Annotated in this window: 10 protein-coding genes; 6 read left to right on the top strand and 4 right to left on the bottom strand. The window is 71.8% G+C overall.

The window, feature by feature from the left end; genetic code table 11:
* Together serC and VK923_20015 are read right to left on the bottom strand one after the other, a co-directional pair.
* On the bottom strand, positions 1-1077 hold a 1077-nt coding region (gene serC, locus VK923_20020), incomplete at its 3' end, for a 3-phosphoserine/phosphohydroxythreonine transaminase (protein HSJ46965.1).
* Between the two features lie 86 nt (positions 1078-1163).
* Positions 1164-2381: an NAD(P)-dependent oxidoreductase gene (locus VK923_20015; GenBank protein HSJ46964.1), complete on the bottom strand. Its 1218-nt coding sequence runs from the start codon at positions 2379-2381 to the stop codon at positions 1164-1166.
* 253 nt (positions 2382-2634) lie between these two features.
* On the opposite strand from VK923_20015, the gene VK923_20010 reads away from it, so the two are divergent.
* A complete protein-coding gene (locus tag VK923_20010; protein ID HSJ46963.1) occupies positions 2635-3867 on the top strand; it encodes a hypothetical protein in 1233 nt (410 codons plus the stop codon).
* A gap of 235 nt (positions 3868-4102) precedes the next feature.
* Positions 4103-5374 carry a hemolysin family protein gene (locus VK923_20005; protein ID HSJ46962.1) on the top strand — a complete coding sequence of 424 codons (1272 nt, stop codon included), beginning with the start codon at positions 4103-4105 and terminating at the stop codon, positions 5372-5374.
* A gap of 19 nt (positions 5375-5393) precedes the next feature.
* On the opposite strand, the gene VK923_20000 is transcribed toward VK923_20005, so the two are convergent.
* A complete protein-coding gene (locus VK923_20000; protein HSJ46961.1) occupies positions 5394-6242 on the bottom strand; it encodes an inositol monophosphatase family protein in 849 nt (282 codons plus the stop codon).
* Between the two features lie 77 nt (positions 6243-6319).
* Between VK923_20000 and VK923_19995 the strand changes: the two genes are divergently transcribed.
* Positions 6320-7075 carry a dihydrodipicolinate synthase family protein gene (locus tag VK923_19995; GenBank protein HSJ46960.1) on the top strand — a complete coding sequence of 252 codons (756 nt, stop codon included), beginning with the start codon at positions 6320-6322 and terminating at the stop codon, positions 7073-7075.
* Between the two features lie 17 nt (positions 7076-7092).
* Here VK923_19995 and VK923_19990 read toward each other — a convergent pair whose 3' ends face one another.
* The gene (locus VK923_19990) at positions 7093-7554 is read right to left on the bottom strand and encodes an Lrp/AsnC family transcriptional regulator (GenBank protein HSJ46959.1); all 462 of its coding nucleotides are present in this window, start codon (positions 7552-7554) and stop codon (positions 7093-7095) included.
* 95 nt (positions 7555-7649) lie between these two features.
* Between VK923_19990 and rocD the strand changes: the two genes are divergently transcribed.
* The 3 genes from rocD (at position 7650) to VK923_19975 (ending at position 11409) form a co-directional block, all read left to right on the top strand.
* Entirely contained in the window at positions 7650-8849 is a 1200-nt protein-coding gene (gene rocD, locus VK923_19985) for an ornithine--oxo-acid transaminase (GenBank protein HSJ46958.1), read from the top strand.
* Between the two features lie 82 nt (positions 8850-8931).
* Positions 8932-9843: a hypothetical protein gene (locus VK923_19980; protein HSJ46957.1), complete on the top strand. Its 912-nt coding sequence runs from the start codon at positions 8932-8934 to the stop codon at positions 9841-9843.
* 135 nt (positions 9844-9978) lie between these two features.
* Complete coding sequence (locus tag VK923_19975) at positions 9979-11409, top strand: aldehyde dehydrogenase (GenBank protein HSJ46956.1); 1431 nt, start codon at positions 9979-9981, stop codon at positions 11407-11409.
* Positions 11410-11455 lie beyond the last annotated feature (46 nt).

The following is an 11455-nucleotide window of genomic DNA, read 5'->3' as shown; positions in this document are numbered from 1 at the left end:
GGCCAGCGCGTCGGCGCCGTCCTGCGGCATCGCGTTGTACAGGCTCGCGCGGCAGCCTCCCACGCTGCGGTGGCCCTTGAGCCCGACGAAGTCGTGCTCGGCCGCCTCGGCCAGGAACCGTGCTTCGAGGTCGGTGTCGGGCAGGCGGAACACCACGTTGGTCAGCGACCGGCTGGCCGGCTCCACGGGGCACCGGTACCACCCGTCGCTGTCGTCGATGGCGGCGTACACGACGCCCGCGCGACGTTCGGCCGCGGCCGTCATCGCCTTCAGCCCGCCCGCGTCGCGGATCCACCGGAGCACCTTGCCGGTCACCCAGATCGAGAACACGGGCGGCGTGTTGTACAGCGAGTCCTTCGCCGCGTGGATGCCGTAGCGCAGGTAGGCGCCGAGGTCGGTGCGCATCGACGCGAGCGTGCTGCGCCGCAGGAACACCAGGGCCATGCCCGCCGGCCCCAGGTTCTTCTGAGCGCCGCCATAGACCAGGTCGAACCGCTCCCACGGCAGCTCGCGGGTCGCGATGTCACTCGACATGTCGGCGACCAGCGGCACGCCCACGTCGGGGAACTCGACGAAGCGCACGCCCTCGATCGTCTCGTTGGAGCAGACGTGCAGGTAGCGGGTGCCTTCGCGGATCTCGAGCTCGTCCGCCGAGGGCGTGCGCGAATAGCCGACGGGCTCGCCGTCCCAGGCGATGTAGGTGGTGCCGTACACCTCACTGTCGGCCAGCGCCTTGCGCGACCACGAGCCCGTGTGGGCCACGGCCGCGGCCGCGCCGTCGGTCAGAAGGTTGGCCGGGGCCATCGAGAACTGCAGGGTCGCGCCGCCCTGCACGAACAGCACGTCGAACACGTCCGGCAGCGCGAACACCTCGCGAGTGAGGTCCATCGTCTGCCGGTGGACCGCGTCGTAGTGCTGGCTCCGGTGGCTCATCTCGAGCAGCGACATGCCGCTGCTCGAGTAGTCGACCAGCTGGTCGCGGACCTCCTCGAGCACGGTCAGCGGCAGGGTCGACGGGCCGGCGCTGAAGTTGTGCACGCGGGTGCCGGTCGTCCTGGTGGCGTCGTCAGTGGTCATGGTTCCTCGGTGTGGTGCGGTGGCGATCGGTCCGATCGTGTCATGAGCCTGCCCGTCACGCGTCCCGCCGCACCTGTCGCCAGCTGTCACGCGTCGCCCGCGACGTTGCGGACGCTGGCGTGAAGCACCCGGTCGACCGCGTTGAGGCGGTCCGCCAGGTCGTCGGGGGTCGCGCCGCTGGTGTGGATCGTGGCGACGGCGGCCGTGCGTCCGGCGAAGATCGTGTTCGTCATCTGCTCGATGTTCAGCTCGCACTGGCGCAACACGTTCAGCACGTCCGACAGGACTCCGACCTCGTCGAGGTGGCGGATGACCAACGTCGCGTTGCCGACCGGCTGCGATTCGATGTTGACGCAGTTGCGGATCTCGCCGTGCTCGTAGGCGTCGAGCATCGCGACGACCTCGGCGGCGATCGCGCGCTGCGCCTGCTCCGTCGACGCGCCGATGTGGTGCGTGCCGTAGACGTTCGGATGCTGGGTGAGAAGCGAGTCGAACCTGCCGGTCGACGACGACGGCTCGCCGTTGTGGACGTCGAGCCCGGCCCGCACGTCCTTCTCGTGGATGGCGTCGAGCAGCGCGTCGTCGTCGACGATCTCGCCGCGGGACGTGTTGATGATCCACGTGCCGGGTCGCACGCGGTCGAGCAGCGTGGCGTCGACCATGCCGCGCGTGTCATCGTTCAACGGCACGTGGAACGACAGCACGTCGCACGTCGCCGCCAGGGTGGCGAGATCGTCGACGAAGGACACGCCGGCGCGCTCGGCACGCGCCAACACCTCCGGCGGTCGACCGGGCTTCGCGACGGAGTGCACGCGCATCCCGAACGCGGCGGCGCGCTCGGCGAAGGCGAGCCCGATGTCGCCGAGGCCGACGACGCCGACCGTGCGGCCGTACAGCCCACCGGCCTGTGTGTACCGCTTCTTGTTCCAGATGCCCGCGCGCAGGTCGGCGACGTTGTCGGGGATGTTGCGATCGAGCGCGGCGACCAGGCCGAACGCCAGTTCAGCGACGGCGATCGCGTTGCGCCCGGGCACGTTGCACACGTAGATGCCGTGCTCGGCCGCCGCCTCCTTGTCGATCGTGTTGGTGCCGGCACCCGCACGGATGATGATGCCCAGCGAGCCCGCTGCGGCGATGGTCGTCGACGTGACCCTGGTGCTGCGGACCACGAGGACGTCCATGCCGGCGACGGCGTCGGGAAGGTCGTCGGCCGTGAGCTGGGGTGCGAAGGTGCACGCGTGGCCGCGGTCCCGCAGCGCATCGGCGTGGTCGGGGTGGAACGCGTCCGCGAACAGGATGTGCACGGCGACCTCCCGGCGGTGACCCTTGTGTTGCGTTCGACACAACCGTTGCCGATGACGCGCCGCATCGTGCCGCCCGATCACGGGACGGTCAAGGGCGCGATGAGCTGTCGACGGATCCTGCGCGTCCAGACAGGTCAACAGGTTGCGGCGGCCGTCATGATGCAGTGAACTGGCGCGACGTCCACACTGCGACGGGGAGACCGCGCCGTTCGACTGCCCGCGCCACCTACGACGGCGGGCGGCACGTCCACACGTGAAAGGCACAAGCTTGTTGGTGCTGCTCGGGTTTGCAGCGGGCTGCGCGTTTGGACTGTTCTTCGGCTGGTTGCTGCACCGTGAGCGTGTCGAGCGGGCGCTGTACGAGGACGTGGTGCGCACCCGGGACCGCGCGACCGCCACCCTCGCCGAGACGTCGGCACGTCTGGAGCTGGCGAACAAGGACATGGTGCGGCTGCGTGGGCAGCTGACGAACGCCCAGCACCTGCTGGCCGAACGCGACGCCACGGTCAGTGAGCTCGAGGACGAGCTTGCCGAACTCGAGGGGGACCACGATCTCGTCGAGCCGTCCGCCGACGAGCCGGTCGATGTCGCAGCCGACGCCGCGACTATTCCCGACGACGACGTGCGCCTGTTCGACGACGCGGAGCTCGACGACGACGCCGACATCACCGAGGAGGTGGCGCTGCCCGCCGAGGACGCGGCGGTGGCCACCGCCGCCGGCGACGGCGGCGAGACGGACACGTCAACGGCTGCGGAGGACGCGGCATCGCGCCCGGTGGAGGCTGGGCCGGCGGCGACGGCGGCGACGCGCGGCGCCGACGTGGATGCCATGCCGGAACACGCCCACGCCCGCGTCGTGGAGGACGCGGCCGGGGCTGACGAGGACCGCGTCGCGGCGCCCCTCGCACCGGTCGCGGCCACGCTCGACCTCTCCGACGCGACGGAGCGCGCCGAGGGCGGCGCCGACCGTGAGTCGGGAGGAGCGCCCGGGCCCGCACCGGGCGCCGAGCCGGAGGCGGCGGCCGACGTGACGGTCGCCGGGGAGGAGCCGACGGTCGTGGAGGAGCCGGTCGCCGTAGAGGAACCCTCGGAGGGGCCGGCGGTGGTTGAGGACGCCGTGGAGGGGCCGGCGGTGGTCGAGGACGCCGTGGAGGGGCCGGCGACCGTGGAGGAGCCGGTGGCGGAGGAGGAACCGGCTGCCGATGCCGAGATCGGAACGCCCCTGGTGCTGGAGGCCGACGCGGCGGAGACGCCGGCCGCGGCGACCGAGGACGAGCTGCAGCGCATCAGCGGCATCGGACCGGCGCTCGAGCGGCAGCTGCGCGCGGAGGGGATCACGACCTTCCGGCAGCTCGCGTTGCTCGACGATCGCGCGATCGCCGAGCTCGCGGCGCGCCGGCCGCGGCTGGTCACGCGGCTGCGCCGAGGTGGCTGGGTCGCCCAGGCGCGGCGGCTGCACGTCGAGACGCACGGCAGCCAGCCGTAGGCCTGGATCGACGGTCCGCCATCGGGTAGCCGCGTGTTCGGCCGTCGGGCGGTCGCGTTGCACCCGAGCATGCGCAGGCGCCGCTGCTGTGCTGTTCGGCGATCAGGGCCTTCGCCGGTCGTTCGCGAAGGCGGTCACGCCTTTGCCCGTACCGCGGGGTCACAGTCGTGTGCACGTCTGGCATCGCAGGTGGCGTCCGACAAGGCTGTTGGTGGAACAGGACAAGGAGCATGTCGTGGGCATTGGGTGGCAGCTGGCACTCGTGGGCGCACTGGTCGTTGCCAACGCGTTGTTCGCCGGCAGCGAGATCGCGTTGATCTCCCTGGGTGCGGGCCAGATCCAGCGCCTCGAGAAGCGTGGCCGCCGCGGGCAGCTGACAGCGCGGCTCGCGCGTGACCCCAACCGCTTCCTCGCAACGATCCAGATCGGCATCACACTGGCTGGGTTCCTGGCATCGGCGACCGCGGCCGTCACGCTGGCCGAGCCACTGATCGGGAGGCTCGCCGCTCTTGGCGCAGCCGCCCGCCCGGTCGCCATCGTTGTGGTGACGTCCGTGTTGACCTTCTTCACGCTCGTACTGGGGGAGCTGGCTCCGAAGCGGTTGGCCATGCAGCACGTCGAGCGCTGGGCGCTGCTGGCGGCACGTCCGTTGGCGGCGCTGGCGACGGTCGCGCGTCCCGTCGTGTGGCTGCTCGGCAAGGCGACCGACGTCACGATCCGGGTGTTCGGCGGCGACCCCCGCCTCGGCCGGAAGATGGTCACCGACGAGGAGGTCCGCGACCTGATCGCCGCCGGCGGCCTGTACAGCCGCGCTGAGCGGCAGATCATCACCGGTGCGCTGGAGGCGATCAACCGCACGCTACGAGAGGTTGTCCGCCCACGACCACAGGTTCTCGCGGTGGCCGAGGACCTCCGCGTCGACGCGGCGATCGACCGCCTTCGAGACGCGGGCCACACCCGCGCGCCGGTGTACCGCGAGCGGCTCGACGACGCCGACCGGGTCGTGTCGCTGCTCGACCTCGTCGGCCAGTCGGGAACGGTCGCCGACCGGGCACGGACGGCCGTCGCGCTGCCGGAGTTCCTGCCGTTGATCGACGCTCTGCGCGCCCTGCAGGCCGCGCGGCAGACGATGGCGCTGGTCGTTTCGGAGTACGGCGCGATCGAGGGGATCGTGACCGTCGAGGACCTGGTCGAAGAGTTCGTCGGAGAGATCCACGACGAGTACGATCCCGATGTCCGGGCCGCCATCCGCCACCCCGACGGATCGATCACCCTGGCCGGCCACTTCCCGATCCACGACCTCGTCGATCTCGACGTCGACCTGCCCACCGGCGACTACGTCACCCTGGCCGGGCTCATCCTCGACCGGCTCGGGCGCCTCCCAGCCGTCGGTGACCAGCTCGAGCTCGAGGGCTGGCGGATCACTGTGCTCGCCGTCCGTGAGTACGCGATTCAGCAGGTGCGACTGGATCCGCGACCGCCAACGGATGCGCGCGACATGACCTAATCGCCCGGGTCGTGAAGAGTCACTCGACGAACGCCTCCAGCGGGATCCGGTGGGCGCCGGCCGCCTCGAGCCACGCCGCGAGGTGATCGCTGACCCTCTCCCCGCCGGCACTCAGGCCCTTGCGTACGTCGTCGCCGAACGCCAGCTCCCACGCGGCGACGATTCCGCCTGCCTCGGTGACCAGGAGGCTGCCGGCGCTGTAGTCCCAGCGGTGCAGCGCGAACTCGACGTAGCCGTCGCATCGGCCGGCCGCGAGCCAGGCCAGGTCGAGCGCCGCCGACCCCAGCCGGCGCACGTCGCGCACCGTGGTGATCAGTCCGGTGAGCATCTCGGCCTGCCGACCACGCACGGCGGGGTCGTAGGAGAACCCCGTGGCGATCAGAGCGTCGCTGACGTCGGTCGGCGGATCCAGCCGCAGCGGCGTGTCGTTGAGCCGCGCACCGCCACCGCGGATCGCGGTGAACAGGTCGTCGCGGCTCGGGTCGTGCACCACGCCCACGAGTGGGCCGTCGGCGTCCTCGACGGCAATGCTCACCGACCACTGGGGGATGCCGTACAGGTAGTTGACGGTGCCATCCAGGGGGTCGACCACCCAACGCAGGCCGGTCGACCCCTCACGGTCGCCCTCCTGCTCCTCGCCCATGAGGCCGTCGTCGGGTCGGGCGGCGCGGACGCGCTCGCTGATCAGGCGCTCGCTGGCGTGGTCCGCGGCCGACACGGGATCGGTGGCCGTGGACTTCGTGGCGACGTGCAGGTCGTCGCTGTCAGCGTAGGACCGCAGCAGCGCGCCCGCCTCGCGTGCGATGTCGACCGCGAGCCTGAGCAACGCCGCGCGCTCGCCGGCCGCCCGTGTGGTGTCCTCGGTCATGCGCTCCCCTGGTGGTGGCAGGCAGCGCATGATACGGCGGGCCGCGTCGGCCGTGGCGTGACGGGTACGCTGCCGCCATGGTGTTCACGGGGGTGGGTGTCGCACTGGTCACGCTGTTCGATGACGACGGCGAGGTCGACGCCGACGCCACGGCGGCGCACGCTGCACGGCTCGTCGAGCTCGGGGTGCGGGCCGTAGTGGTGACCGGCACGACCGGCGAGGCGGCTGCGCTGAGCATCGACGAGCGCGAACGCCTGCTCGCGGCCGTGCGGTCCGCCGTGGACGGCGTGCCCGTCATCGCCGGCACCGGTGCGCCCTCGGCCCGGCAGGCCGTCGACCTGACGACGCGGGCGCGCGACGGTGGCGCGGACGCGGTCCTGACGCTGTCGCCCCCGCACACCGCCGACCCGCGCCCCTACTATGAGCAGGTGGCGGTGGCCGCGGGTACCGTCCCGGTGCTGGCGTACCATCTGCCGACGGTCTCGCCGCCGGGCCTGCCGGTGGAGGTGATCGGCTCGCTGCCCGTTGCCGGGTGCAAGGACTCGACCGGCGACGCCGAGCGGCTGCTGGTGACCCTGCGGACCACGGCGCTGCCGTTGTACACAGGCTCGTCGGCGGTGCTGTCGCTCGCGGGCCCGGCGGGCTGCGCCGGCGCGATCCTCGGCCTGGCGAACGTCGAGCCCGAGCGGTGCAGCGCCGCGTTCGACGGCGACGCCGAGGTCCAGCGCGATCTCATCGACGCCCACGTGGCGATGCACGAGCGCTTCCCCGTCGGCCTCAAGGCCCTGATGGCCGAGCGGTTCGGCACCGGCCGCACCACCCGCATCGGGTGATGCGCGGGGAACGCGGCTCAGGACCGGTCGAGCAGACGCGACAGCACGACCACGCTGCGGGTCTGCGTGACGATCTGCTCGGCCCTGATGCGCTCGAGTGCCGCCTCGAGGTGGGCGGCGTCGGCGACGCGCAGGTGCAGCAGCGCGTCCGCGTCGCCGGTGATCGTGAACGCCGACACCACCTCAGGGTGGTCCGCGAGCGCCTCACGGATGCTGTGGGACGGCGTACGGGGTGCGCAGAAGAGCTCGATGAAGGCTTCGACGCTCCAGCCCAGCACGCGGGGGTCGACGGCGACGGTGAACCGGGCGATCACCCCGTCGTCGTGCAGACGGTCGACCCGACGCTTGACAGCGGGTGCTGACAGCCCAACGGTGGCGCCGAGCGCGCGGAAGCTCCGCCTGCCATCCAGCATGAGCTGTGCAATGATCTTGCGATCAAGCGCGTCGATCTGCAACGAATCTTCGACCACTCCCGACATCCTCACCTATCGTTCACTCTGGGCACGTCGTAGAGTACAGATGGTGTCAACACGTGGGACCCGCGTGTGGTGCTGTCGTTCACGGAGTTCGCCACATGACCACGATCAACGCACGAGACCAGGCCACGTACGAGGCCCCCAACTACGCTCCGCTGCCGGTCGTGGTCGCGGAGGCCGAGGGCGCGTGGGTGACCGACGTCAACGGTCGCCGCTACATGGATGCGTTGTCAGGCTACTCGGCCCTCAACTTCGGCCACCGTCACCCCGCGCTGGTCGCGGCGGCGGAGCGGCAGCTGCACCGGGTCACGCTGACGAGCCGCGCCTTCTCGCACGACCAGTTCGCGGACTTCTGTCGCGAGCTCGCCGAGCTGTGCCGCATGGAGATGGTCCTGCCGATGAACACCGGCGCCGAGGGCGTGGAGACCGCCATCAAGGTCGCCCGCCGCTGGGGCTACACCGTCAAGGGCGTGCCGGCGGGCCGCGCGAAGATCGTGACGTTCGCCAACAACTTCCACGGCAGGACGACCACGATCGTCGGCTTCTCGACCGACCCGACCGCCCGCGAGGGCTTCGGGCCGTTCACCCCCGGGTTCGTCACGGTGCCGTTCGCGGACGCCGACGCGCTGGCGGCCGCCATCGACGACGAGACCGTGGCCGTCCTGCTCGAGCCGGTGCAGGGCGAGGCGGGTGTGATCGTGCCGCCACCCGGCTACCTGACCCGCGTGCGCGAGATCTGCGATCGCACGGGGGTGCTGCTGATCGCCGACGAGATCCAGTCCGGCCTCGGCCGCACGGGCAGGATGTTCGCGGTCGACCACGAGAACGTCGTGCCCGACATGTTCATCCTGGGCAAGGCCCTGGGCGGCGGCATCGTGCCGGTGTCGGCGGTCGTCAGCCGCCGCGACGTCCTCGGGGTGCTGACCCCGGGGTCGCACGGCAGCACCTTCGGCGGCAACCCGCTGGCCTGTGCGGTCGCGCGCGCCGTGATCGAGCTGCTGGAGACGGGGGTGTTCCAGGAGAACGCCGCGCGCATGGGCGAACGCCTGGGTCGCGGACTCGCGGCGCTGCCGTCGGACCAGGTCGACGCCGTACGTGTCCGGGGCTTGTGGGCGGGCATCGACATCGCCGGCGACCGCACCGGGCGGGCGGTCTGCGAGCGCCTGCTCGAGCTGGGCGTGCTGGCGAAGGACACCCACGGGAGGACGATCCGGCTGGGCCCGCCACTGATGGTCACCGCCGACGAGGTGGACCTGCTGCTGGACCGGCTCGCCGAGGCGGTCGCGACCACCCGCTGACGATCCGGCCGCTCCGTCGCCGCAGAGGCTCGAGGTGGCGACGGACAGTCGGCGGCGGCCGCGGGGGTAGGGTTCGGTGCGGATGGCAGCCGGTCGACGTCCCCGCGCTCCGGGCCCGCCCCGTGTCGCCCTCGTGACGGCGGCCGAGGCGGTGGGCCTCGACGAGGATGCTCCCGTGCTCGCCGCCGCGCTGTTGCGCCACGGCATCGAGTCGCGGGTGTGCGTCTGGGACGACGGGGCGGTGGACTGGTCGGCCTGGGATCTTGCGGTGCTGCGTTCCACATGGGACTACCCGCGCCGGCGTGACGCCTTCGTGCGCTGGGCCGCCGGCGTCGACGCCGTGGGAGCGCTGCGCAACCGCCCGGCCGTCGTCGAGTGGAACAGCGACAAGCGTTACCTGCTGGAGCTGGCGGCCCGCGGCGTCGCGATCGTGCCGTCGAGCGTGCTCGAGCCGGGCGAGGCCGTCGGGCTGCCCGCGACTGGTGGGTTCGTGGTCAAGCCCACGGTGTCGGCTGGTTCGCAGGACACGGAGCGCTACACGGCCGAGGAGGCCCCCCGGGCCCGAGCGCACGTCGATCACCTCCATGCGCAGGGCCGAAACGTGCTGCTCCAGCCTTACGTCGAGCGGGTCGACGACGACGGCGAGACCGCCCTCGTGTACCTCGGCGGACACTACAGCCACGCCGTCCGCAAGGGCCCGATCCTGGCGGGCGCCCCCGAGACGGTGGGCGGTCTGTTCGCGGCTGAGCAGATCGATCCGCGCACACCGAGCGACGGCGAGCGCGCCGCAGCGGAGGCCGCGCTCGACGCGGTGCCCTTCGACCGCCGCGACCTGCTGTACGCGCGGGTCGACCTGCTGCCCGGCGCTGACGGCCAGCCGCTGGTCCTCGAGATCGAGCTGGTTGAGCCGTCGCTGTTCCTGCGCTTCGACGACGCAGCGGCGGATCGGCTCGCATCCGCGATCGCGGCGTGCCTCGGGACCGTTACGGGGTGACGCCGCGTCGGCCCGGACGCCGGCCCACGAGGGTCCCGCATGGCGGGACAACGCTGGTGGCCGCCATGGTGGTGCCACCTATCATGCGTTCAACGCCGGCGCTGCCGGGCCGGCACCCACGGCTGGCGGAGCATCATGGACCTCGTACGGCACGTCATCGACGGCGAGCACGTCGAGTCCCGCGACGGGGGTCGGTTCGACAGCGTCAACCCATGGACGCGAGAACCGTGGGCCGAAGTGGCGCTGGGCGGCCGCCGGGACGCGCAACGGGCCGTCGACGCCGCCCGCAGGGCGTTCGACTCGGGCCCCTGGCCGGGCATGGGCAACGGACGGCGTGGCGCGCTGCTGCATCGCCTGGCCGACCTGATCGACGAGCACAGCGAGGAGCTGGCGGCCGCGGACACGCGCGACATGGGCAAGCCCATCGCGGCGATGCGGGCCAAGGACGTGCCGCGTGCCGCGGCCAACGTCCGCTTCTTCGCGGACCACGCCAGGCTGCGCACCAGCGAGGCCCTGCCGATGGACTCGGGACACCACGCGTACGTCCGCTACGAGCCGGCGGGCGTCGTCGCGGCGATCGCACCGTGGAACTTCCCGTTGATGCTCGAGAGCTGGAAGGTCGCTCCCGCCCTCGCCTGGGGCAACACGGTCGTCCTCAAGCCGGCGGAGGACACCCCGGCGTCGGCCACCCTGCTCGCACAGCTCGCGCTGGACGCGGGCATCCCGCCGGGCGTGCTCAACGTCGTGCACGGCTACGGACCCGACGCCGTGGGCGAGGCCCTGACCACGTCACCCGACGTCGATCGCATCACCTTCACCGGCGAGTCGGCCACCGGCAAGGCCATCGGTAGGGTCGCGGCCGCCAACCTGACGCCGTACAGCTTCGAGCTCGGTGGCAAGGGCGCCAACGTGGTCTTCGCCGACGCTGACCTAGACGCCGCGGTGTCGTGGTCGAACCGCGCGATCTTCACCAACTCGGGCCAGGTGTGCCTCGCGGGCAGCCGCCTGTTCGTCGAGCGACCCGTCTACGACGGGTTCGTGGCCCGCTTCGTCGAGTCCGCCGAGGCCCTCCGGCTCGGCGATCCCATGGACGCGCGCACCGAGCTCGGCCCGCTGGCCTCCGAGACGCACTTCGCGAAGGTCACCGGTTACCTGGACACGGTGGCCGAGGACGGTGGCAAGGTGCTGACCGGCGGCGTCGGCGACGGCTGGGCGGTCCGTCCCACGGTGATCGTCGACGCGCCGACGACGGCGAGGGTGCACTGCGAGGAGGTCTTCGGCCCCGTCGTCACGGTCACGCCGTTCGAGACCGAGGACGACGCGGTGGCGCTGGCCAATGACACCCGCTACGGGCTCAACGCCATGCTGTTCACCGAGAACGTCCACCGTGCGCACCGGGTCGCCGCCCGCCTGCGGGCCGGCACGGTCTGGGTCAACTGCTTCTTCGTCCGCGACCTTCGTGCACCGTTCGGCGGGTTCGGCGATTCCGGCGTCGGTCGTGAGGGTGGCGACCACAGCCGGGAGTTCATGACCGAACCCAAGGCCGTCGTCATGGAGATCCACTGACGCTGCGGCGCCGCTACGGGCCCGATCCGGGCGGCGAGGCGTGACG

Source organism: Euzebyales bacterium, from assembly GCA_035461305.1.
Classification (GTDB): domain Bacteria; phylum Actinomycetota; class Nitriliruptoria; order Euzebyales; family JAHELV01; genus JAHELV01.
This window is presented reverse-complemented; position numbering and strand designations above follow the sequence as displayed.

Coding starts and splice junctions, on each gene's coding strand:
- VK923_20000 (HSJ46961.1), bottom strand. CDS start 6,242: ATGACCGAGGACACCACACGGGCGGCCGGCGAGCGCGCGGCGTTGCTC.
- VK923_19995 (HSJ46960.1), top strand. CDS start 6,320: ATGGTGTTCACGGGGGTGGGTGTCGCACTGGTCACGCTGTTCGATGAC.
- VK923_19990 (HSJ46959.1), bottom strand. CDS start 7,554: ATGTCGGGAGTGGTCGAAGATTCGTTGCAGATCGACGCGCTTGATCGC.
- rocD (HSJ46958.1), top strand. CDS start 7,650: ATGACCACGATCAACGCACGAGACCAGGCCACGTACGAGGCCCCCAAC.
- VK923_19980 (HSJ46957.1), top strand. CDS start 8,932: ATGGCAGCCGGTCGACGTCCCCGCGCTCCGGGCCCGCCCCGTGTCGCC.
- VK923_19975 (HSJ46956.1), top strand. CDS start 9,979: ATGGACCTCGTACGGCACGTCATCGACGGCGAGCACGTCGAGTCCCGC.